This is a genomic window from Beijerinckia mobilis, assembly GCF_000745425.1.
In the GTDB taxonomy this organism is placed as follows: Bacteria; Pseudomonadota; Alphaproteobacteria; order Rhizobiales; family Beijerinckiaceae; genus Beijerinckia; species Beijerinckia mobilis.
The window spans coordinates 162,735-186,485 of sequence record NZ_JQJH01000005.1 but is presented as its reverse complement, the minus strand read 5'-3'; the positions used below and the strand labels follow the sequence as shown (position 1 = coordinate 186,485).

Sequence of the window (23,751 nt, the reverse complement as noted above, 5' to 3'; positions counted from 1 at the left end):
CGACATCAAGACGGTTTTACCGCCCAGACTGAGTCTCGCCGACCTCAAAGCCGACGAGACCGTGTCATTAAAATGAACTCTGGCGATTTTACCGACACAACAAATTCACAATCTCATACGCACACACTATTTTTGATGTGCATGACATCAATTTACCGCCGCGATCAGAGCAGACTCTTCACAGGGAAACTACGACGATAGCCGTCACAGCAGCAAAATGCAGCCAAATGGGATGACGATGCGATTACCCCATCCTTCCTATACAACATGAGGATGATGGTCATGTCTCATGACCATCATCCTCATCCCGATTTTTCACGACGAATTAAAGACGCCCGCGGGATCTCAATTAGCAATAAGTCCTATCGTGCCAACGCAAGATTCAAGGGCGGATTCAGAGAGGGAGCAGCGTAGCGCGACGCCGGTGCGCCATTAAAATGATAAGAGCCGATATGCGTCAGCCGGCCTTCCGTATCGAGCCAAATCCTCCCGCCAATATCGCGCCATTTCTGGCAGAAGCCGAAATCCTCACTGACATAGGCCTCGGTTTCCTTGTCGATCATACATTCGAACAGCGCATAATTTTCCTCGGAACGGGCGTTGGTAAAAGCATGGACATTCCTGTAACGGCTTTCCGGATAAGCTTCGATCATGCGCGTGATCACCTGCCGCTTGAGCAGCATAAAGCCACCACCGCAATAAATGGCTGTCGCGAAGCGGCCCTCGCGTTCCTGGGCAGGCCCGCTTTCCAGGGAACCGACATAATGTAGGGGCGCCGTTTCGAAACTTTCCTCGCGCAAGGCCGCGCGTTTGATCGCCGACTGGCTCCAGTCCATAACCTTCAAAGGATATATCCCGGCAACAAAATCCTGATCGAAGGCGAGCATGTGGAAGACTTGCTCAGGCTGAAACAGGATATCAGCATCCACGAACAAGAGATGCGTGGCTTCCGTTCTCTGAAGGAACTGTCCGATCAGTGTATTCCGGCTGCGGGTGATGAGCGAATCATGACCGAGAAGAGCCAAGGTGACATCGAACCCTGCCTGCGCGCCAAAGTGAACAAGACCGAGAACAGACTGCATATAATGTTGCGAGACCAGCCCCCCAAAACAGGGAGTCGCAAGGAAAATCTGAGGGCGATAAAGTGTTTTACCGGATGCGGAGGACGAAGTTTTTTGCATGGAAGGCTCGTGAAACGGATGTAAGTGAATGGCCGGCAAAAGCGTTCAGAAGGCCCAACATCGGATCTCTGGCAGTGTCTGCTTAGGAACTAGAGAGATGGAGCAGTCCCTGCATGAAGTCAGGCTTTCCTCAAAATATGCAATCATTTAGCGGAGCGCCTCGGCGACAGCATCATCATATGAAGCACCACGCGAGTGTTCTCATCATTATACCGATGAGCGAATAGAAACCATCATTCGGGATTCCCAATAGAAATGTATGCGATGCTTCGATGAGGCCCGACTGCGCAATCAGCCCAAAGCTCAGGAACCGAGGTGAACGCCGACCAAGGCAGACGTTACGCTCCGAACCCTGCGCGAAGCCTGCGCCTGCCATCCACAAGCGACAAGCAACGCCCCATGCGACGGTGTAGCATCCCAAGCTCACGCCATCGTGCTCCTGTGACGATCATCGCCTAGGAACTGGTATCGTCCATTCGACGTTGTTTTGGAGATTTATTGTCCCCCAATGTCTCGGATAAGCACCGGGATACGCATGTGAAGGTTGGCGTGATGAAGTCTATCGCATCATTTCTATCAACCCTGGCTCTAGGCCTGGGTCTGATGGCAGGAGGGTCAGCCCAAGCCCAACATGGCCATGGCGGGGGCGGCGGCTGGCACGGAGGAGGTGGCGGCTGGCATGGCGGCGGCGGTTGGCATGGAGGAGGTGGCTGGCACGGGGGTGGATGGCATGGCGGCGGCTGGCACGGGGGCGGCTGGCGGGGCGGTGGCTGGCACGGCCCGAGATGGAGCTGGGGATGGGGCAGCGCATGGCCCTATTACGGCACCGGCCTCGTCGGCGCAGGGCTCTGGAATTCCGGCTGGGGTTGGGGATGGGATTACCCCTATGGCACTGGTTGGTACGACCCTTATGCCTATCCCTATGGCTACGGCGTGCCTGGTTCCGGCGTCTACGTCACCACAGTCCCCGCACAGCGCCTGAGCAGCGGACGCAGCGCCGTCAGCGGACAGATCGGCAATTCCTGCACGACCCAGGTCAAAACCTGCATCCTGCGCGAGCCTGGCTATATAGGCGGCGGCTGTTCCTGCAGAATCTCAAAGGGACGCCGCGCGCGCGGAACAGTGTCGCCTTGAAGCTGGTAATACCGGCCGATGCTTGGCGCATGGCTTGACCTATTTTGTGGTCAAGAGAGCAATGGTCTCTCCTGCCCGATAACCCCGAATGCCATTTGAAAGCCGGGGGCACGGGCAGAAACGACCAGCGGCCTCCGATATTCCAAAAGAAAAGCGGCGGATTGTTCCCGCCGCTTTTCTTTTGGACTGGCCATTTCGAACGATCCCAAAGAGCGAACTTTTTGCAGTGCAATATTTTTAATCACCCATGCTTCGGGAAAGAAAGATGGGACAATTTGCCCCTATCCTTGTGGCGCAATGTGAGTTTGAATTGTAACTGTTCAGAAAAAGGCTATCCTAGGCTCACGCTTTTGGAGCGGACCCATCATTCGGGCAGCGAGGGAGACGCGGACATCTGCCTAAAGTGCAAGCAGGCTCACATTCAACTCTTTCTGTGAAGCCAAATTTCATTCATCGCTTGCATAAATCAGAAGCGGCTGTCACAAATCCCCAACCTCTCCATGCAGGGTAATGAGACCATTGGCCGCTTGGGAAAGGCTTTTTCTTGGGCACTAAAGCCGATATCAACCGCATGTCGTTCAGTAGCGGGGCTGGGCGCATGGCTCATCCACCCGGTCTAAAGGTCGGGGTAGCAAGACTGGCACATTTCTCATGATAGAGTACGGGCAATTCTTTGACGACGCGATCCTGAGACTGAAAGGTGAGCGCCGCTATCGTGTCTTCGCGGAACTCGAACGTGACGCGGTCACTTATCCTGTTGCGCGCTGGCATCGCAGCGAGGAGCAGGCCGAAGATGTCGTCATCTGGTGTTCCAATGATTACCTCTGCATGGGAGCGCATCCGCAAGTTATTGCCGCGATGAGTGATGCCGCCACCAAACACGGTGTCGGCGCTGGCGGCACGCGGAATATTTCCGGAACGAATCATCCGCTCGTCCAACTTGAAGCCGAACTCGCAAGCCTGCACGACAAACCCTCGGCGCTCGTCTTCACATCCGGCTGGATTTCCAATCTCGCGGCTATTTCGACCGTCGCGGACCTTTTGCCGAATTGCCTGATCCTGTCCGATGAACTGAATCACAATTCGATGATCGAAGGCATCCGCAGGTCAAAGGCCCAGCGGAAGATCTTCCGGCACAATGACCTCGCCCATCTCGAGGAATTGCTCGCCGCCGCCGAGCCGGACCAGCCCAAGCTGATCGTCTTCGAGAGCCTCTATTCCATGAATGGCGATATTGCTCCGATCGCCGCCATCGCCGACCTCGCGGATCGCTACAATGCCATGACCTATATGGATGAAGTCCATGCGGTCGGACTTTATGGCGAGCATGGCGGCGGCATCGGCGAACGCGACGGTGTCATGAATCGCATCGACATCATCGAAGGAACGCTCGCCAAAGGCTTCGGCACGCTCGGAGGCTATATTGCCGCCAGCGAATCCATCATCGACGCCGTGCGCTCCTATGCGCCTTCCTTCATTTTCACCACCGCCCTGCCGCCGGCCGTCGCCGCCGCCGCTCACGCCGCCGTGCGTCTTCTCAAGGATGGCAAAGAACGGCGTGCCCAGCACCAGCGTCAATCCATGTTGACCAAACATGCCCTGAGCGCCGCCGGGCTGCCGGTCATGCATAATTCTTCGCATATCGTGCCAGTCTTCGTCGGCGATGCGGAACTCTGCAAGACCGCCACGGACATGCTGCTGGAACGCCACGGCATCTATATCCAGCCGATCAACTATCCCACAGTGCCGAAAGGCACCGAGAGACTGCGCATCACGCCAAGTCCGCTGCATACGGACACGCATATCGTGCATCTCGTCGAATCGATGGTCGACGTTTGGGAAAGCCTGAAACTGCCCTTCGTCCAGGATCCGAAAATCGTGGCGTTCCGTCGCGAAAAGGAAGCTGAGAAAGAAGAGGCGCGCTGCACCTTCCCCGATTTCAAGAAGGCGGCCGAATAGGTCTCTTGATATCCCCCGTAGGGTCTGAAGGGGTTCGGGTAGTTCCGGACCCTTCTCCATACTAATCGCGAGCAACCCCTTTCGGCATGCCTTTGCCGGAAGGGTTTTTTTATTTTATCCCCCTTCCCTCGCAAGCCAGAGGCAAAGGCGCCGAACCGCCTCCTTCAGAAGGTCGGGTTCTCTCGCAAAGCATAAGCGTATGAAGGCTTCGCCACCCGGCCCGAAGGCGGTTCCGGGCGCGACACCGACATTGGCCTCATCGACGAGCCGCATCGCCAGGCGCCTTGTATCCGGCTCGCCATCCACTGCGCAGAAGAGATAAAAGCCGCCATCCGGCAGCGCGGCATGGATCCGGCCCGTGCGATACAATCCATCATGGAGGATCGCCCGTCCCTTGCCGATTCGGCTCAGCATGCTGTGGAAGAATGGCTCCCCCTGTTCCAGGGCAGCGGTCGCGGCCCGCTGCCACGGTGTGGCAACGCCCGATGTCGAATATTGAATGAGATTTTCGACGGCGGGCGCGAGAGCACGCGGCGCTTCGAGCCAGCCGATCCGCAGACCGGTCATCGCCCAGTTCTTCGAAAAGGTCTGGAGAAAGAGGATGGAATCTTCTTTCTCCATAATATCGTGAAAGGATGGCGCACGTTTATCGTCAAACGTGAGACGCCCGTAAATCTCATCGGCGAGCAGCCAGAGACCATGCCTGCGTGCGAGTTCGAGCAACTGCTGTAAATCCTCGATCGTTGCCGTCCAACCGGTTGGATTGGACGGTGTATTGACGATCAGGCAACGTGTTGCGGGTGTGATGCTGGCAGCGATACGGTCGACATCAAGATGCCAGCAGGCCTTTCCATTCACGGATCGAAAATCCATCGGGACAGGCACGGGCTTGGCACCGAGAACGCTGAGCGCGCCATGGAAATTCGGCCAGGCGGGTGTTGGAATGAGGACTTCGTCTCCGGATCCGGCGACAAGCCGCAGAGCAATCTGCAGGGCATGCATGCCGCCGATGGTGACGAAAAATTGTTCCGGGCTGAACGGACCGACCGCCTGTTCATAGGGCTGACCATAATGCCGGCTCATGTAAGCGGCAATTGCCGCGCGCAATTCCGGAACACCGGCCTGATAGGTGTAGAAAGTTTCCCCATCCCGCAACGATTGCATCGCAGCATCGAGGATGAAGGGCGGCGTCACGCAATCGCTCTCCCCCACATAAAGCGGGATGAGGCCCTGGCGGCCGCGTCCATATTGGAAGACCTCGACAATGCCACTCTCAGGCGCGGCCAACGATTCGGGGCTCGGTTCGGCCTTTCTGACTAAGGGACCTTGTGCCCCCTCGGTCGGCGCATGTGGGAAGCGTTCGAGCATGATGTGAGTCCTTTCACAGACGCTCGTCGCGCGGAAAGTCGGTGGGAGATGATCTCCTGCCTCACCTAAAACATATCCGGCCTGAGTGGAATTGCTGCACACTTCAAAACATTTGAAAATGCGTCGATTTCAGCGGCAACCCTTGAGAAAGTTCCCAACGGGTTCGCGATCCTGTCGACGCAATTCCTTCTCGACTGATCCTTCGGCGGGGCAAGCCTTAAGGCGCTGCCGACAGTCCATGCGGCGGATCGATCCCCGGCCTCCCGAGGAGGCCTATGCGGAAGATCAGCTCCGCCTGGCGGCGAGGAGATCGCGGATCTCTTCGAGAAGAACTTCCTGATGAGGCTTTTCCGGCGCCGGTGCGTCGAGATTTTCCTTCAGCACCCGCTTGCGAAAGGAATTAATGCTGCGCACGACCAAAAACAGCACGAAAGCGATGATCAGGAAATTGACAGCTACTGTGAGGAAATTACCCCAGGCCAGAACCGCTCCCTGACGGCGGGCCTCGGCGAGACTATTGGCCGTCACGCCCTTTGTGAGAGGCAGGAAGTAATTGGAGAAATCAAGGCCACCCAAGGCTCCGAAGAAAGGCATGATGATGTCATTGACGAGTGAATCAATGATCCTGCCGAAAGCTGCGCCGATGATGACACCGATCGCCAGATCGACAACATTCCCTTTCAGGGCGAATTCACGAAATTCTTTAAACATCAAATTTTCTCCCCACGCTGTCCCAGAGATTCTGAGTTGCGTTGCGGCCACCCTCCACGTCGAAAAACCGCAAAGCCGCAGCAGAAAATCATGATGCACAGCCACGGTCGAGCTTATTGGATGGGCATCTGGAATGTTTTTTTTGAAAATGAAACCTCAGGAATGAGGCCCGGCAAACCAAAACGGACAGCCCATTTCTCCGGTCACCCGGATTTCACGGCAGCGCGTCGTTTTGCATCGGAAAAGGGATGGCGGCGAAAAGTGCCGCACACATTGTCCGCAATCAGCGACGGATCCTGTGTGTCACGATCGATCACCCAGATCGTGTCGGAACAGGACCGGACAGGATGTCACGCGTGGTGAGGCGGCATCAGCTTTCCTGGGAGAGCGCGATACGCAGAAGACGTTCCTTGACGCATTCAAGACCGCCCAACATGCCGTAGCTCGCAACAGCACCCGCGTAGGAATAAGTGACAACCTTATCCTTATGAACATAGGTGCCAGCCAAACCGACGATCTCGCCAGCCTTGGCGGCTTCGAGCAGACGCTCCAATTCTTCGACCACTGTCATATTCGGCTGCGCCGACTGGATCGGATGTGCTCCACGCAGGCTAACGACTTTTTCCGACATGGTCTCCACCACTCTTGCTTCGTTTCTTCCGTTCCTTACCGGAACGAAGCAAACATGGTGCCAACACCAAAATCAAAGCAGCGGGAAGAACAAGCGCGTTCCTTCCTCCCCCATCGCACTGGACGGCGAACACCAGCGCAAGGCTCATTACTAAAAAAAGCGACGGATTTACATTCCGTCGCCTCTATAAGCCCATCAATTATAAATACTTACCCTCATCACGCAGTGAAGCCTCGCCTCAAGCGAGCTCTTCGTTTCCCGGCATTTGCGCCTTATGATGACTGCGCAGACGCAAATTATTCTGGAGATGCTGAACACCCGAAACCGATTCAGCGATCAATTCCGCCCGGCGGCGCTGTGTCTTGTTTCCGACGATACCACTCAGAGTTACTTCATTGTTTTGAACCACGATTTCAATATCGGACGCATCGACATAAGGATCATCCGTCAAGCGGTCGCCGATATCCTCAAGAATCCGGGCATCGGAACGCCGATAGTTTTTCGGCCCTAGCCCCGTGTAATTCTCCGCGGACCGATAGGAAGCCTCTCTGTTGAAGGCTCCGCGCGCGAAACGGTTCTCGATAATGGCTCCGCGATCACGATCATCGATGCGGGCTCGGCCATAGGCTGGACGAAAAGCTTGGTCCTGGAGGGGCGCAACTGGATGGTCACGGCCGATGAACTGGCTGTCATCAATAAAATATTCTTCGTCGAAATGATTGCGACCACTCACATCGCCGGGATAGCGGCCGAGATAATCGCCGTTGCGCGCGAAATCCTCTTGAAAAGTGAGTTCACGGCCCCGGCCGAAATTGTTGAGTTCCTCCTGGAATTCCGGGCGCTCGCTGCGATAGCGGCGGTCTGCCGCATTGCGATCCTCCTCGCGCCGGAAACGATCACGACGCTGATCTGACCAATCCTCCTGGCGGTAGCGGTTCTCTTGAAGCCTACGGTCTTGAGAAACCATTTCCCAGTCTCCTCCAAAGTTCCTCCCCTCTTAAATTTACGCGTGGGAGGGTATGTCGAGCACGAACGCCGCTCACAACGCTTTGTTCCCGCTTGAAGAAATATATTTATGACGCTTCGGCGAAGATCCAAGGCAACCAATAGGAGTGAAAAGTGTCAGATTTCATCGGCTTGCCTGGCTTGGCTCAATACCGGCGCACCCCTCCAATGAGCAGAGTGGCGGAAATATCTGTCGCAAGGAGCCATCCAACTTTCCTCAAGACAGTTCGGAAGCTCTAAGGCGTGTTCATCGCCTTCCATTTCAGCAGCCTGATCTTGTTTTCGGAACTCACTGCGCTCCAGCATCGTTTTCTTCGCAGTCACAGGAAAAGCCACCTGGAGCGAGACCTATTATGTCGCAGGCAAGCCTATTCATTTCATTCATCATTTTAACGACGATGCTCTTCGCGATACCAATCGCCATGCGAAGGGCCGCACGCTGTCAGCCTGCTCCATTGGCCGCGTCGAAGAAGATAACGCCGAAGCCCGTCGAGTGCCGGGCACGTTGATCTATCAGGAAGGACGTGAAAGCAGGCCGAGCAATCCGAATTTCTTCCGGTCGGATGATCCTTTGCTGACTTCGCGCCAACCTACAGATCGACAAAAGCCGGACAAAAATCGAGGCAAGAGCTAACGGCAAGAGCCAAGAGAAATATTCGATCGTCACCAAACGATCTTCCCAAGGCTCTTGTTGGTCAAAGGAACCATCCAAAATCCCTTTTCTCACAGCCAAGAACCTTGGGTTCTTTTTAATAAAATCCGTCCTCGCTTCAGGTCTCTTCCTGACGGCAGGCATCAATACTTATGGATATCCGTCGTCGATAGGACACGATCAGGAAACCGTCATCGATAGTCAGAATGTATCGGGCAGTCTCAAACAGGATCATAAAGCCGTCGATCCTCGGTATCACAAACACCCCATCACCATTCCGGATGCCGAAACGGCGCTCCGGCTGATCGATGGATGGATCGAGGATTACAACGAGATCCATCGGCATTCCGGGCTCAAGATGGCTTCCCCTCGGCAGTTCATCAGAGCTGTCAACCTAAGTCGACTGTCCGCTCAAACGGGGTGCACTCCAGGAGGCACAACCATCGTTTCACCGTCCATGGTCGGCAATCGCGGAACCAAATCTCTGCCGGAAAATTCTTATTATGCCTCCGGCTCAGGTAGAGACGGCGCGACCGTCATCGCAACGCCATGGGGCTGTGCTTTATAGAGACGAAGAATTGACATCTTAGGCAGGGCAGAGCGTGGACACGACAGAGGATGCCTCCTCCAATCATTACCGCACCTTGTTCCTTTCCGACGTACATCTCGGCACACGCGGCTGCCAGGCGGAACTCCTCGTCGATTTCCTGAAGTATAATGACGCCGATACGATTTATCTGGTCGGCGATATTATCGATGGCTGGCGTCTCAAAAGCGGTTGGTATTGGCCGCAACTGCATAACGATGTCGTCCAGAAATTGCTGCGCAAGGTGCGTAAAGGCACCCGCATGATCTATGTGCCTGGCAATCACGACGAATTCGCCCGCGACTATATCGGGATGACGTTTGGCGGCGTCGAGATCGCCGACCACATGTTCCACGTCACTCAGGATGGCAAAAAGCTCCTCGTCATCCATGGTGATCAGTTCGATATCGTCGTGCAGCACGCCCGCTGGCTCGCCTGGCTCGGCGATTGGGCCTATGATGTCGCCCTCTGGTCGAATACCTGGTTCAACAAGGCGCGCCGGGCGCTGGGCTTCACTTATTGGTCCTTTTCCGCCTGGGCGAAGCTAAAGGTCAAGGATGCGGTGAATTTCATCGGCGCCTTCGAGACGACGCTCGCCGAGGAAGCCCGCAAGCACGGCGCTGATGGCGTCGTCTGCGGCCATATTCATCACGCCACGATTCGCGACATCGACGGCCTGACTTATATCAACACTGGCGATTTCGTCGAATCCTGTACAGCCATCGCCGAACATATGGATGGAAGACTGGAAATCCTGCATTGGCAGGTAACAGCGCGGGAAAAACAGGCGCGTGAGCTCGCCATCGCCACGGCAGCCTCCCGTCAGGCGGCCGCCTGACATGCGCATCCTCATCGCCACGGATGCCTGGCAGCCTCAAGTCAATGGCGTGGTGCGCACGCTGGAAAGTCTCGCCAAGGCACTCGAGGCCGAGGGCATCGAGGTCGAGTTTCTAAGTCCACAAGGCTACCGCACCATTCCGCTGCCGACCTACCGGGAGATTCGGCTTGCTCTGGTCGGCCCGCGCTCCATCAGGCAACGTCTTGAAGGCCAATCCTTCGATCACGTGCATATCGCGACCGAGGGTCCAATCGGCCATGCGGTGCGCCGTTATTGTCTCGACACCGGCCGCCCCTTCACCACCAGTTTCCACACCCGTTTCCCGGAATATATCCGCGAACGCCTGCCGGTTCCGCAATGGCTGAGCTATGGCGTCCTGCGCCGTTTCCACAATGCCGGCAATGGGCTCATGGTCGCGACGCCAAGCCTCGCGCGGGAGCTCGAACAGCGCGGTTTCCGCCGCCCGCTCCTCTGGTCGCGTGGCGTCGATCATCTGCGGTTTCACCCCGATAAAGCCTGCCCGCTCGATCTGCCCCGGCCTATCTTTCTCTATGCCGGCCGGCTCGCGCCGGAGAAGAACCTGCCTGCCTTCCTTGGGCTCGATCTGCCGGGGTCCAAACTGGTGATCGGCGACGGACCGGCCCGCGCCGCCTTGCAGCAGGCCTATCCACAAGCGCATTTTCTCGGCGCCATGCCGAGCGACGGGCTCGCTTCCTATTATGCGGCCGCCGATGTCTTCGTCTTTCCGAGCCGGACCGATACTTTCGGCATGGTCGTTCTCGAGGCGCTCGCCTGCGGCTGCCCCGTCGCCGCCCTGCCCGTTCAGGGCCCGCTCGACACGATCGGATCGAGCGGCGCCGGCGTGCTCGATTTCGACCTCCGTCGCGCCTGTCTCGAAGCGCTCGCCATTCCGCGCGAGGCGGCGCGCGCCCATGCGCTCACATTCACCTGGGCCCAGAGCGCCGGCCAGTTCCTCGACAATATTGCGACTGTCTATGCGCGGCGTGGCGCCCCTGCCCTGGCTCGGCGGCTGCGTCGCGATGCCTTCCTGGTGAGGACATCAAAGAGCGCGCCCGCCAAATAGATGAATGCCGCCAAAGACGGTGAGACAGGCGGCGGCAAGACATAAGAGGGCACGCCAGGGCGCGGCCGGCGCTGGCGTGTTTTGCGGAAGATCGCTATAGGCAGCCGCCGGCTTGCGGCCAAGGATCATCGCGCGCACCAATCCTTCCCGAGCGATGAGATCATAGGCGAGATTCGCGGTGACATGGACCGCAATCAGCGCCAGCAGGATGTTGAAGCCAAGATTGTGCAGATGCGACGCCTTGTCGATTGTCGCGTCAGAGACCGTATGCGCAAGCGGTCCCTCTATAATGAGCCGGTCGGGATCCGCCGAATAAAGGCCCACCAAAGCCTGGCAGAACAAGGCCGCCAGCAATAGCAGAATCATGCAGGCGCCGAGCGGATTATGGCCGAGATAATGCCGCCTCTCGCCATGAACAAACCCACCGAGATAGGCCATGACACGGCCCGGCGTCGGAAAAAACAAGGAAAATCGCGCCGTCGCGCCGCCGACGAGCCCCCAGAACAGCCGAAAGACCACGAGAACGAGGATCAGATAGCCGTTCCACTTGTGCCATTCGGGCGTGTCGCCGCCATATTTATTGCTGGCCCAGGCCATGGCGACGGCCAGGACGAGCGCCCATTTGAACAATCGGGTCGGCATGTCCCAGGCTTGGACGCTGGCCTTTTGTTTCATCGGCGGAATCCGCTCCCGATGCGCCATGACCTATATCCTGTCGCGGCAAGGAACCGCAAAGATCAACCAGATTATCGACCTCACTTCTTTTCGCGATAATCGTCGTGGCAGGCCTTGCAATCCTTGAGCACCTTCGGGAAGGCCGCCTTCAGGCTCGCCACATCGGTGATCGCTTCCGCCTGGGCGATTTTCACGTCCTCGCCGAGCTTGGTAAACAGGGCCTCGAATTTCGCCTTTTCATCCCAGATGCGTGGGAGAGCTTCGGTCTTGCCGCCGGTTTTGGAATCATCAGGGAAAAGGGCCGGCAGCTTCGGAACGGCATTCGCGTAGCTGGTGAGGGCGGCATTGACTTTCGCACGATCGAAAGGGACTTCTCCGCGCATCATGCCGACCACGGGCTTGGTCGCCTCGCCGATGCCTTTCAAAATTTCCTTGCGCTCCGCGATCGGGTCATTGGCCGCGGAGAGACTCGTGGCCGACGCGAGAAGTATCGCCGCAAGGACCAATATATTGCGCATCATTCCCTCCCACAAATTCCTGTACGGAAGCAGCTTAACCGTATGGATAGAGTCAATCTCCCACGAGAACAAGCATGTCCGCCGCGCATCCTCGCCACATTTTGGTGAGCGTGCGAAGGCGTGAAAATGCGTAGCTGCGGGAAGGAAACAAAGGAGAGGGACAGGGAGCGGCATGCAAGACCGTCCCCGGCGCGCATCTCGTCAAACCCTCTCCACTCCCCCATATGGTTATACAACCAAGGCGTGCTTCCCACGCCACACTCTGATTGGGACACGGGCGCGCTGCGCCAGTCCCGAGGATAAAAGGATGTTCGATACGCTTCATTCCTTCGTACTGGACGAAACCGGGGATGCTGCTTCCTCTCTCACCGGGCAACTGCCGCGCAATGCCCAAGCGCCCGGCGACCCAGAGTTCGGCAACACGAGCGGCGATGAAAACCGCGACGCTCCGCTGCTCGACGCCTATTCCCGTAGTGTGACGCAGGTCGTCGAAACGCTCGCGCCAAGCGTCGTCAAACTCGACATCAAAAACGGCCAAGGCCGCCACCAGGGTTCGGGCTCCGGCGTCATCGTTTCTCCGGACGGGCTGTTGCTGACCAATAGCCATGTGGTACAGGGCGCACGCCGGGCGGATGTCACATTGCTCGATGGCCGCCGCCTCTCCGGCCGTGTCCTCGGCGATGATCCCGATACCGATCTCGCCCTCATCCGCGTCGATGAGGACACACATCTGCCCGCCGCGAAACTCGGGGATTCCCTGCGTCTGCGGCCGGGCGAAATCGCCATTGCCATCGGCAATCCGCTCGGTTTCGATACCAGTGTCACCGCCGGGGTGATTTCCGCGCTCGGACGCTCTCTCGCCTCACGCAGCGGCCGACTGATCGATGACGTCATCCAGACCGATGCGGCGCTCAATCCCGGCAATTCGGGCGGCCCGCTCGTCTCCTCGCGCGGGGAAGTCATTGGCATCAATACGGCGATCATCGCCGGGGCGCAGGGCATCTGTTTCGCCGTTGCCGCGAATACGGCCCGCTTCGTCCTCGGCGAACTCGTCAGGCATGGCAAGGTGCGCCGCGCCCATCTCGGTATTGGCGCGACGACAATCCTCCTGCCCCGCCGCATCGCCTTACGCCTTGGTCTCGAGCAGAAGACCGGTGCCATGGTGAGTTCCGTCGAACAGGGCGGCCCCGCTGATCACGCGGGCCTCCTTTCAGGCGATATCCTGCTCGCCATCGACGGGCAGCAGATCCACGGCGCGGAAGATCTCATCCGGCTTCTCGATGCCGACAAGATCGAACGGACCGTGCCGATCGATCTGTTGCGCCGCTCCGAACAGCGGCGTTTCTGGGCCGCGTTGCACGAGCGGTAATCCATCACAGGCGGGCGAACCATTGTTGTTCGCCCGCCTCCCCGTTTTTTTTGCCTCGGCTAATGTTTGCGACCTCGCGCTCACATCATCAAAATGCTCCCGGCACTCCACCCCGCCCGCATGATACCGCATCATGATGCGTCGATCGAGATTTGACCCGCATACGCTGATAGGGACCATTCAATTGGTAATGGCAGATCAGAGCGAAGGGAAACATCAACGGCACCAGTAGGTCAGATATTTTATGGAAGATCGACTACAACGCGCGTTTTGTTTTCCGTGAGGAAAGCTTCAAGTTTACAGAATTGAATCAGTAAAGCGAAACCGTCCAAGCCTATGCTGACCTTTAGACCACTTGGTGGTTTTGACAGTCTTTAACGAATGAGTCTCCTTCCAACCCCGCTCCGCATGCCATGAACCGGCCATTTGGGCTACAGCATCCGGGGCCAGTGCATTTGCGACCAGGCAAATGGGGCTGCTCTCTTTCAAGACTGCCGCGATCCATCTCCTTGGAGTCACCTTCATGTTTGGGTTTTCAGGCTCTTCGAGGTCGAATGCCGGCGCCGTACTCACCTCCCTCAGCCGTTCGCTTGCCATTGTCGAGTTCGATCCAACCGGCACGATTCTGTCCGCCAATGAAAAGTTCCTGACGATGGTCGGCTATCGGCTGGATGAGATCCTCGGCCACCATCACAGCCTGTTCGTCGAGCCGGCCTATGCGCAATCGCAAGACTATCAAGAGTTCTGGCACCAATTGAATGAAGGCGCATTCATGGCCGCCGAATTCAAGCGCATTGCCAAAGGCGGCAGGGAAGTCTGGATACAGGCCTCCTACAATCCGATCTTTGATGAGAATGGGAAGGTCCTGCATATCACCAAATTTGCGACCGACGTTACGGAACGCGTCCGGGCGGTCAATGAAATCGGCGTCGGCCTGACGCAGCTTGCCGGCAATCATCTCGATTATCGGATCGAGACAACCTTCATACCGGCCTTCGAGAAACTGCGCGCCGATTTCAACCTTTCTCTTGAGAGACTGGCATCGACAATCATCGCCATCGCCGACAGCACGACGACGATCGAAGCGGGAACGCAGGAAATCGCCACCGCCGCCGACGATCTCGCGCGCCGCACAGAACAGCAGGCAGCAACCCTCGAGGAAACCGCCGCCGCACTCAATGAGATTACGACGACAGTCAAAAAGACGGCAGCAGGCGCGCTCAAGGCGCAGGAGGCCGTCATCGCCGCCAATGCCGATGCCAAGAAGAGCGAAGAAATCGTCAATCGCGCAATTGCAGCCATGAATGGAATTGCCAGATCCGCGGGGCAAATCAGCCAAATCATCGGGATCATCGACGAAATCGCCTTCCAGACCAATCTGCTTGCGCTCAACGCGGGTGTCGAGGCTGCGCGCGCGGGCGACGCCGGTCGCGGTTTCGCGGTCGTGGCGTCGGAAGTGCGCGCCCTCGCTCAAAGATCGGCGGGATCGGCGAAAGAGATCAAGACGCTCATTCAAACCTCGACAGCCGAGATTGATAATGGCGTGATCCTGGTTGGCGAAACCGGCAAGACGCTTGAAAAGATCATGACGCAGGTCGAAGCGATCCATGGGATCGTCACGTCAATCGCAGAAGGCGCCAGAGAGCAGGCGGTCGGCCTCGATCAAGTCAATGGCGCCATCAATCAGATCGATCAGGTAACGCAACAGAATGCCGCCATGGTCGAACAGGCGACGGCGGCCAGCCATGCGCTCTCGGAGGAAACCGTGCAGCTCTCGACCCTTGTCGGACAATTCCAGACCGGCCGCGTCCCGAACGATTACAGATTTGGCGGCAACCGAAGCAGGCGGAGCACTCCCTCCGCAAGCATGATCGCGGCGGCCCCGCATACGAGCCTGGAACAAGCCGCTCCGCACGCGCTGCGGCCCGTGGTGAACGGTTAAAGGCGACTCTTTCAGGTGTTGGGTGAGCAATCCGGAACCATCCGCAGTCAAGAAAAAGGTCGTTCGGAGCATCCGGGCGGCCTTTCATTTTTGAATGATTCAAATGAAACACCAACATCTTGCTCTGGGAGGTCGGTTACGATAAGCAATTGCGTCGCATTCGCGCCACAGAGCGCCTATCTCCAGTTCCTGACAGACATGGATCACTGCCCCGGCTCAACCGGAACATAAGCAGACATAGAGAGTGAAAGCCGCGATCGATTTCGCTGGTCCAAGGCGAAATCAATCGTACCCGCAATTTTAAAAGCGTAGGCAAGACCAGAAAAATCGCCCGGAGCGATTTTCAGCTCGAAGCTGCAGCCTCCCGATTGGATTTCGGGAGGAAAATACTGAAAGCGTCTGCTTGGCCAAATCCATGCAAGAGCACCTGAGGACCGATTGCTTGCGTCGGCATTTGTAATGGATCGGGATCGCGTACGGTCTCGGCGGAACAAAAAGTGCTCCCGCGAACGGCACTGGACATTTCAAAAAACCCGCAAAGGAACCTTCCATGCTCGCCGCCCTCATCATCGTCCTGCGTGAAGTGATCGAAGCGGGCCTGATCGTCGGTATCGTTCTCGCGGCGACACGGCAGATTCCCGGCCGCATGAATTATATTGTCGCCGGCATTCTCGGCGGTCTCCTCGGCGCCGGGCTCCTTGCCTTTTTCGCTGGCGCGCTCGCCGATACGCTGGAAGGCATGGGCCAGGAAATCTTCAATGCCTCGATTCTCATCATCGCGGTCATCATGCTGACCTGGCATAATGTCTGGATGGCGCGGCATGGCCGCGCGATGAGCGAGGAGATCCAGAAATTCGGCCATGCCGTGCGCGAGGGAACGCAGACTCTCAGCGCGCTCGCCATCGTCATCGGCATAGCGGTGTTGCGGGAAGGGTCGGAAGTCGTTCTGTTCCTTTACGGCATATTGGCATCGAAAGGCGCTTCCGGCCTGCAAATCTTCGTCGGCGGATTGGGCGGGCTGGCGCTCGGCGTTGTACTCAGCCTCGCCACCTATTCGGGTCTCGTCATCATTCCGCTGCGTTATCTCTTCCGCGTCACCGGCCTTTTGCTCGCCTTCATGGCGGCCGGCCTCGCCGCACAGGCGGTCGCCTTCCTCGAACAAGCGGATATTCTGACGGCGCTCAGCCGGACTGCCTGGAACAGTTCCGCCTATCTTTCCGAAACCAGCCTTATCGGCAAGGTCCTACATGCCCTGCTTGGCTATACGGACCGTCCGAGCCAGATGCAGGTGCTTGTCTATATCGCGGTGCTCGGCACGACATTCGTCTTCATGCGTTTGCTCGCGCCACCGCCCCGCAGCAGCCAGCGGCTTGCAACCTCTTAACACGCAACCTGCCCCAGCGCGGACCCTTCCGATCCGGATGTTTCCTTCCTGTTCACCACCTTGCAAACCGACGGGCGAAGGATGATATAAAGGCGAGAGGCTGACAGAGGAGAAACGGCAAGCCAGCTTGCGGCGCTTCAAGCCCAAGCCCCGAACCCGACTTAGGCATTTGCCCGATTGGTTCCTTGATGTTCTCCACCAAGCCGTCGCTCCTCGTGCAACCGAAGAAGAATCCAAGAGCACAGGGCTTTATTCACAAGGTGATGTAGTCCCAAAACCTCGCCGTGACAGAACCGGCGTCTTGCAAGATTCATCTTGGGGATTTGGTATAAAGCCGGTTTAACCGCACCTTTTTTGCCTCCCATTGGGCTTGAAATTCTGTAGGAATGCTCCTAAAGCTGTGACCGGAAAAATTTGCAATTTTTCCGGCTGAAGAGGCTCATTACACATTTTTTCAGGTTCGGATCTCAGTCTTTACACCGAATTCACGAGATCGCATTTATCTGTACCCGTCTCTTGCATAGAACTTGCTTGAAATTGGCAAGCTCTTCACCTTGCGACAATCGACGAATTCTGCGACGAATTCTGCCGCAACGACTGGCTGTTTCATGCATCCCTGGATGCGGTTCCCATAATCCCGCCTGTCTAGGATAAGAATGACTTTCAACGAACTCGGTCTCAGCGAGAAAGTGCTGCAAGCCGTGGCCGCAACCGGTTACACGTCTCCCACACCGATTCAGGCCGAAGCTATCCCCCATGCCCTTGCCGGGCGCGACATTTTAGGCATAGCGCAGACCGGCACCGGCAAGACCGCCGCCTTTACCCTCCCCATGCTGTCACGGCTTGAACAGGGACGCGCCCGGGCGCGCATGCCGCGCACGCTGATCCTTGAGCCCACGCGAGAGCTTGCCGCCCAGGTCGAAGAAAGTTTCGCCCGTTACGGCGCCAATCATAAGCTCAATGTCGCGCTGCTCATCGGCGGCGTCTCCTTCGCCGAGCAGGAAAGCAAGATCATGCGCGGCGCTGATGTGCTGATCGCCACGCCGGGCCGTCTGCTCGATTTCGCGGAACGCGGAAAACTCCTCCTCACCGGCATCGATATTCTCGTCATCGACGAGGCCGACCGCATGCTCGATATGGGCTTCATTCCCGATATCGAGAAAATCTGCAAACTCGTTCCCTTCACGCGGCAGACCTTGTTCTTCTCCGCCACGATGCCGCCGGAAATCACCCGGCTGACGGAAACCTTCCTGCACAATCCCGTCCGCATCGAGGTCGCGCGCGCTTCCTCCACAGCATCGACCATTACGCAGGGGCTCGTCGCCTCGGTGCCCGGTCCGGCCAAGCGCGAGACCCTGCGCCGGCTGATCCGCGAAGCCACATCGCTCAAGAATGCGATCATTTTCTGCAACCGCAAGCGGGATGTCGCCATCCTGCACAAATCCCTGCAGAAACATGGTTTCAGTGCTGGCGCCCTCCATGGCGACATGGATCAGAGAGCCCGCATGACATCACTTGACGCCTTCAAAGCCGGAGACGTCAATCTGCTCGTCTGTTCCGATGTCGCCGCGCGCGGGCTCGACATTCCCGACGTCAGCCACGTGTTCAATTTCGATGTGCCGACCCATGCCGAAGATTACGTGCACCGGATCGGACGCACCGGACGCGCTGGACGCAGCGGCGTCGCCTTGACGATCGTCACCCATGCCGATCAGAAATATGTCGATGAAATCGAAAAATTGATCGCCCGCAAGATCGATTGGGTCGGTGGCACGCTGGCCGATCTCGACGCGGAAGAAGCAGCACACCCCTCGCTCGCTGAGACGAAACGGGCGCGCCCCAGCCGTTCGAAACGCCCGCAGGCCGAGGAAGAGACCCGCGCGGCAACCACAGCGGAAAGGCCCCGCAGCCCGAGAGCGCGGCGCCCCGGGGAAGAGTCAAGAAAGCCCGTGGCAGCCTCCGGACGTCCTCGTCCCTCACGTTCCTATGACGAGGACGATGTGCCAGTCGTCGGCCTTGGCGACCATGTCCCCATGTTCCTGCTGCGGCCGGTTCGCCTCAAATCCAGCAAATCCTCGCCCGAAAAGAGCGAAAGCACGGAAAACGCCTGAGGGTCCCGAACGGCGACGGCCCTTCGGAACCATCCGGACTGCGCTCTCACTCAAAGCGCACCACGCGACAATTGCGAGAGCCGTCCCGTAGCATCGAGCGCAAGGTGACTCGATGCCGCCCTCTTCCGCCGGGCGCCTTAACCCATGGCCTTGGCTTCGGCAAGCACAGCCTCCGCATGGCCAGGCACTTTCACCTTGCGCCAGATCTTCACGATCTTTCCATCCGGGCCGATCAGAAAGGTCGTACGTTCGACCCCCATATATTTGCGGCCATACATCGACTTTTCCACCCATACGCCATAGGTTTCGAGCATGGCTTTCGTCTCGTCGGAACCGAGCGCCAGATCGAGCTTATGCTTGGTCTTGAATTTGACGTGGCTCGCCACGGAATCCGGTGATACGCCGAGAATTGACGCCCCCGAGGCGGCAAATTCCTGTTTCAGCCCGTCAAAGGCAATCGCCTCCTTGGTGCAACCGGACGTATCGTCCTTCGGATAGAAATAGAGCACCAGTTTCTTGCCCGCGAAATTTTCGAGCGAAAGGGTTTTGCCCTGATCATCGGGCAGATGAAAAGCGGGCGCGGCCTCGCCCGCCTCAAGCTTATGATTCATAGTGAAATCCCTTCTTCTTTCCGCCAGGATTCGAGATCATACCGGCGGGCAGGAGAGCGGCTGCTCGGCTGGCCGGGATTTTCCTGCAACGACCGTTGGTATAAGATTGACGGGATTCTGGTTTTCCCGTCAAATCGGTGAATTATGATCTAGAATTCATTGTGCAACAGCTTATTCTTGTCGAAGAATTCGGTTAGTTTTTCTTGAAAGCCTTTCCTTCGCAGCGGATTCTTTCCTTTTGGTCAATCATATCGAGGACATGCCCCAGAAGGTGCCGCATCCCGGCTCGCAAGGGAAACAGGACCATGGCGGACCGGAACAATGTGCCAAGACGATCGCCCGAAAGGCGCTGCGACAGGCGAATGACCTGCGCCACCATCGGCGCGGCTTCGCTCCCGGAATCCTGGCCCGGCGGATACTGACTTTATGCGGCATTGTCGCGGGTCTGTCCGTCCTCCTGGTCATTACCGCCGGTGTTTTCTATTATCGCCTCGACACACATCCGGTCATGATCGACAGCCTCGGCCCGCGAATCGCCGGCGCTCTTGATTCACGCTTCGGCCACGGCTTCCGCTTTTTTCTCGGCCCGACCTTGCTGACACGCCACGGCCTGAAACCGACGCTCAGCCTCGACGGCTTCTCCCTGCGCGAGACTGATAACACCGCCCAGCCAGCGGAAGACAGCGCCGTTTCGGGGCGTGATGTCGGACATCTTCTTCTGAATGCACCGCGCGCGGAAGTTTCAATCGATGCCTGGCCTCTGCTCATCGGCAAGGTCGTCCCCAAGCGCCTCGAAATCTTCGATGTCGTCTTGCGCCTTTCAGTGACGCCAGACGGCCACCTGTCCTTCTCCTCCGAGCCGAGGCAGAATGACGAAACCACCGCAGGCAAGTCGCAAACCACCAGCGCCACGACGACGACGCCAGCAATTGCGCCCCAGCCAGCAGCCCCCGCGCCCGGCAATAGTCCCGCTGAGGGCGCCGCGCTCCCCGCAGGCGGCACCACAAGCGGCACCACAGTCCCGGCGCGTATCAAAACCCAGCTCGTCAAACAGGTTTCGCTGGCGATCCGGCTCATGGTCGATACGCTCACCGATCCGGCAAGCCCCATCGCGGCCATCGACCGCCTCGGGATCACCAATGGGCGGCTGATCGTCGACGATCACACGACCAACCAGACTTTCACTTTCGACAACGTCACGCTCACCTTCAACAAGAAGCACGACAGGACGATTTTCACGCTTTCGGTCGAGGGACCGAACGGCCGCTGGACGGCGGAGGGCGAAGCGAGCGGCGCACCCAATGCGCCCCGTCAGCTCGGCGTGCGGATCGATCGCCTGTCGCTTGATGAAATCCTGCTCGCCGCCGGCATGCGCGGCGTCGGCGCCGATTTCGATACACCGATCGCCGCCAATTTCGGCGTCGCGCTCAGCGCCGACAACAAGCTGCTCGAAGCCAATGGCCGTATCGATCTCGGCGCCGGTTTCGTCCGTCTCGACGATCCCGACGCGGAACCGATGCTGCTCGACCGGGCCGATGGGCGTTTCCATTGGGATCCCTCCAACCGGCACATTCTGATCGACGAATTGCGCGCCGATATGGGCCCATCGCATTTCCTGTTCGGCGGCGCGGCGGAGCTTCCCCGTCTCGAAGACGAGCCCTGGACTTTCGCCCTGCATAATCTCGCACCAGTCATCTACGGGCCGGAACGCCCCGGCGAAACGCCAATCGTCCTCACCGAATCCTCGGTCGCGGCGCGCCTCCTGCCAAACGACCAGAAAATCATCCTCGATCGTTTTTCGGTCAGCGGCGCCGATGCCGGCCTCGCCATGGCCGGCACTTTCGACTGGATCCAGGGTCCGCATCTGCGGCTTGGCGCCTCGATCAATCCAACGCCGGTCCGCACTGCCGTGCGGCTATGGCCATCCTTTATCACCGCACCGATCAGAGCCTGGGCGCTCGCCCATCTCACCGATGGCATCGTGCGAAGCGGCACGATGCAGCTCGATTATGACGCCGCGACCTTGCAGGCTTTGCGGGCGGAAGAACCGATTCCCGATGCCGCCGCCATCGTCGATTTCACCGTCGGCAAAGGCGTCATGGAATTTCTGCCGGGCGTTCCCGCCCTGCGCGAGATCGAGGGAGCCGGCCATATTACCGGACGCACGGCAACGGTCAGTTTGGCGAGTGGCGTCATCGAAAGCCCCAAAACCGGGCAGCGCCTCACCGTGAGCGAGGGCCAGTTCAAGGTCGATGATTTCGCCATCAAGCCGGTGCCGGCCACCATTACCGCCAAGATTTCCGGCCCCGCCGAAGTGGTGGGAGACCTGCTCTCGCGCGACGCGCTGAAGGCCTATGCCACCTTGCCGCTCGATCCGGCCACGATCAAGGGGCAGATCGATGGCCATATGCAGCTCGACATGAAGATCGGCCCGGAAACAAGCCCGACCGACAGCGTGCTGCGGGCCAATGCCACGGTCACCAATCTCTCGATCGACCGGCTGATCGGCAAGGAGCGGCTCGAAAATGCATCTCTGATGATCAACGTCGATCCCGAAGGGCTCAAGGCGACCGGCCAGGGCCATCTCTTCGGGGCGCCCGCCAATCTCGAAATGACGCGGCCGCCCGGCAAACCGGCGGAAATCGCGGTCAATCTGGCGATCGATGAGGCGGCGCGGACCCGGCTCGGCATAGGCATGCCGGGTCTGACCGGGACGATCCTCGCTCACGCCACGACGATGGTCGGCAATGGCGGGAAGATGAAGGGCCAGATCGATTTTGACCTGACCAAGGCAGGTTTCGACGATATTCTTCCCGGCGTGTCGAAACCGGCGGGAAAACCGGCAAAGCTCAGCCTTCTGGCCTCGCTCGGCGACGAAAAAGCCACGCTCGATCAGATCGTTCTCGACGCCGGCGCGATGCAGGCGCGCGGCAATCTCGAATTCACCACCGACATGGCGCTCATCGGGGGCAAATTCAGCCAGATCAAACTCTCGCCCGGCGATGATATGAAGGCTGAACTGCTGCGCACCGGCGATACGCTGAAAGTGATCGTGCGCGCCACGACCCTCGACGCGCGGCCGTTTCTGAAGAATGTCGTATCTTCACCACCAGAGGCCGCTCCTGCCCTCGTCAGCAGCGCGCCACCGAAGGACGGCTCGGCGAAAGATGCTCTGGCGAGTTCTGCAATCCGGGCGATCGACCTCGACATCAAGGCCGATGCACTGAACGGGCACAACAAGCAAGTTCTCAGCAATGCCGATCTGCACCTCGTCAAGAAGGGCGATCAATTGCGGCAGTTCTCCTGCTCCGGACAATTCGGCCGCGATACAATCGCCGGTAATCTGCTGCCCGCCGCCGCCGCCCCCGGCGGATCAAATGCGCCGCAATTATCGCTCTCCACACAGAATGCCGGCGCGCTTTTATCCTTCATCGACCTCTATAAACATATGGAGCATGGCCGGCTCAACGTGACCTTGCGTTTCAATGGAGAGACGCTGGCGGGCGCCTTGATGATCGACAATTTCACCCTGCGCGACGAACCGGCGATGAAACGCCTCGTCAGCGCTGCCGTGGAACAGGAAAAGGGCACCGGCCGCCTCATTGATGCCAATGCGGTCACATTCCATAAATTGCAGGTGCGTTTCCAGCGCTCCGGCACGCGGCTCGATCTGCGCGAGGGGACGATGTATGGCGATGCCATTGGCCTGACAGTCGATGGCTGGCTCGATTACGTGCATGACAAAGTCGACATGCACGGCACCTTCGTGCCCGCCTTCGCCGTCAACAATCTGTTCTCACAAATTCCGGTCTTCGGCATCCTGCTCGGCGGCGGCGCCAATGAAGGCCTGTTCGGCATCAATTACCGCATCAGCGGCGCGGCCAGCGGGCCGACTCTGAGCGTCAATCCGCTGTCGGCGATCGCACCGGGATTTCTGCGGCAGATGTTCGGTGTCGGCGACCAGATGCCGCCGGTCGAACAGCCTTGAGCGA

Annotated in this window: 19 protein-coding genes and 1 pseudogene; 10 read left to right on the top strand and 10 right to left on the bottom strand. The window is 58.3% G+C overall.

What is annotated here, in order from left to right; all coding sequences use genetic code 11:
- Nucleotides 1-362: 362 nt before the first annotated feature.
- The gene (locus tag DL88_RS07575) at nucleotides 363-1,181 is read right to left on the bottom strand and encodes a hypothetical protein (RefSeq protein WP_034994171.1); all 819 of its coding nucleotides are present in this window, start codon (nucleotides 1,179-1,181) and stop codon (nucleotides 363-365) included.
- Between the two features lie 603 nt (nucleotides 1,182-1,784).
- On the opposite strand from DL88_RS07575, the gene DL88_RS20240 reads away from it, so the two are divergent.
- Together DL88_RS20240 and hemA are read left to right on the top strand one after the other, a co-directional pair.
- Nucleotides 1,785-2,315: a hypothetical protein gene (locus DL88_RS20240; RefSeq protein ID WP_245270685.1), complete on the top strand. Its 531-nt coding sequence runs from the start codon at nucleotides 1,785-1,787 to the stop codon at nucleotides 2,313-2,315.
- 654 nt (nucleotides 2,316-2,969) lie between these two features.
- On the top strand, nucleotides 2,970-4,274 hold the full coding sequence (gene hemA / locus DL88_RS07565; protein ID WP_034994369.1) for a 5-aminolevulinate synthase: 1,305 nt from the start codon (nucleotides 2,970-2,972) through the stop codon (nucleotides 4,272-4,274).
- A 114-nt stretch (nucleotides 4,275-4,388) separates the two neighbouring features.
- On the opposite strand, the gene DL88_RS07560 is transcribed toward hemA, so the two are convergent.
- The 6 genes from DL88_RS07560 to DL88_RS07540 all read right to left on the bottom strand — a co-directional run bounded on the left by DL88_RS07560 (nucleotide 4,389) and on the right by DL88_RS07540 (nucleotide 8,785).
- Nucleotides 4,389-5,642, bottom strand: a complete 1,254-nt coding sequence (locus DL88_RS07560) for a pyridoxal phosphate-dependent aminotransferase (RefSeq protein ID WP_051955708.1) — start codon at nucleotides 5,640-5,642, stop codon at nucleotides 4,389-4,391.
- Between the two features lie 285 nt (nucleotides 5,643-5,927).
- The gene (gene mscL, locus DL88_RS07555; protein WP_034994167.1) at nucleotides 5,928-6,353 is read right to left on the bottom strand and encodes a large conductance mechanosensitive channel protein MscL; all 426 of its coding nucleotides are present in this window, start codon (nucleotides 6,351-6,353) and stop codon (nucleotides 5,928-5,930) included.
- 370 nt (nucleotides 6,354-6,723) lie between these two features.
- Entirely contained in the window at nucleotides 6,724-6,984 is a 261-nt protein-coding gene (locus DL88_RS07550) for a hypothetical protein (RefSeq protein WP_034994165.1), read from the bottom strand.
- Between the two features lie 238 nt (nucleotides 6,985-7,222).
- A complete protein-coding gene (locus tag DL88_RS19300; protein ID WP_051955707.1) occupies nucleotides 7,223-7,951 on the bottom strand; it encodes a BON domain-containing protein in 729 nt (242 codons plus the stop codon).
- Between the two features lie 155 nt (nucleotides 7,952-8,106).
- Nucleotides 8,107-8,313 (bottom strand): hypothetical protein, encoded by a 207-nt coding sequence (locus DL88_RS20235; RefSeq protein WP_156970990.1) that lies wholly within the window; start codon nucleotides 8,311-8,313, stop codon nucleotides 8,107-8,109.
- A 118-nt stretch (nucleotides 8,314-8,431) separates the two neighbouring features.
- Complete coding sequence (locus DL88_RS07540; RefSeq protein WP_034994164.1) at nucleotides 8,432-8,785, bottom strand: hypothetical protein; 354 nt, start codon at nucleotides 8,783-8,785, stop codon at nucleotides 8,432-8,434.
- A 127-nt stretch (nucleotides 8,786-8,912) separates the two neighbouring features.
- Here DL88_RS07540 and DL88_RS20795 point away from each other — a divergent pair.
- The 3 genes and pseudogenes from DL88_RS20795 to DL88_RS07525 all read left to right on the top strand — a co-directional run.
- Nucleotides 8,913-9,029: pseudogene (locus DL88_RS20795) on the top strand (integrase core domain-containing protein); the annotation flags it as partial.
- Between the two features lie 214 nt (nucleotides 9,030-9,243).
- Nucleotides 9,244-10,065 (top strand): UDP-2,3-diacylglucosamine diphosphatase, encoded by an 822-nt coding sequence (locus tag DL88_RS07530; RefSeq protein ID WP_034994160.1) that lies wholly within the window; start codon nucleotides 9,244-9,246, stop codon nucleotides 10,063-10,065.
- 1 nt (nucleotide 10,066) lies between these two features.
- Complete coding sequence (locus DL88_RS07525; RefSeq protein ID WP_034994156.1) at nucleotides 10,067-11,149, top strand: glycosyltransferase family 4 protein; 1,083 nt, start codon at nucleotides 10,067-10,069, stop codon at nucleotides 11,147-11,149.
- Here the strand turns inward: DL88_RS07525 and DL88_RS07520 are convergent.
- A complete protein-coding gene (locus tag DL88_RS07520; protein WP_156970989.1) occupies nucleotides 11,126-11,851 on the bottom strand; it encodes a cytochrome b/b6 domain-containing protein in 726 nt (241 codons plus the stop codon). The two genes, DL88_RS07525 and DL88_RS07520, sit on opposite strands and share 24 nt — an antisense overlap.
- A 53-nt stretch (nucleotides 11,852-11,904) precedes the next feature.
- Complete coding sequence (locus tag DL88_RS07515; RefSeq protein ID WP_034994153.1) at nucleotides 11,905-12,345, bottom strand: c-type cytochrome; 441 nt, start codon at nucleotides 12,343-12,345, stop codon at nucleotides 11,905-11,907.
- Between the two features lie 304 nt (nucleotides 12,346-12,649).
- Between DL88_RS07515 and DL88_RS07510 the strand changes: the two genes are divergently transcribed.
- The 4 genes from DL88_RS07510 (at nucleotide 12,650) to DL88_RS07495 (ending at nucleotide 19,148) form a co-directional block, all read left to right on the top strand.
- A complete protein-coding gene (locus tag DL88_RS07510) occupies nucleotides 12,650-13,711 on the top strand; it encodes a S1C family serine protease (RefSeq protein WP_034994144.1) in 1,062 nt (353 codons plus the stop codon).
- A 523-nt stretch (nucleotides 13,712-14,234) separates the two neighbouring features.
- Complete coding sequence (locus DL88_RS07505; RefSeq protein ID WP_245270682.1) at nucleotides 14,235-15,653, top strand: methyl-accepting chemotaxis protein; 1,419 nt, start codon at nucleotides 14,235-14,237, stop codon at nucleotides 15,651-15,653.
- A gap of 550 nt (nucleotides 15,654-16,203) precedes the next feature.
- Nucleotides 16,204-17,037 (top strand): FTR1 family iron permease, encoded by an 834-nt coding sequence (locus DL88_RS07500; protein ID WP_034994143.1) that lies wholly within the window; start codon nucleotides 16,204-16,206, stop codon nucleotides 17,035-17,037.
- A 656-nt stretch (nucleotides 17,038-17,693) separates the two neighbouring features.
- Entirely contained in the window at nucleotides 17,694-19,148 is a 1,455-nt protein-coding gene (locus DL88_RS07495; protein ID WP_034994140.1) for a DEAD/DEAH box helicase, read from the top strand.
- Between the two features lie 137 nt (nucleotides 19,149-19,285).
- Here the strand turns inward: DL88_RS07495 and bcp are convergent, their stop codons facing one another.
- Complete coding sequence (bcp, locus tag DL88_RS07490; RefSeq protein WP_034994137.1) at nucleotides 19,286-19,759, bottom strand: thioredoxin-dependent thiol peroxidase; 474 nt, start codon at nucleotides 19,757-19,759, stop codon at nucleotides 19,286-19,288.
- Between the two features lie 259 nt (nucleotides 19,760-20,018).
- Between bcp and DL88_RS07485 the strand changes: the two genes are divergently transcribed.
- Nucleotides 20,019-23,747, top strand: coding sequence for a YhdP family protein (locus tag DL88_RS07485; protein WP_156970988.1), 3,729 nt, complete (start codon nucleotides 20,019-20,021; stop codon nucleotides 23,745-23,747).
- The last annotated feature ends 4 nt before the right edge of the window (nucleotides 23,748-23,751 follow it).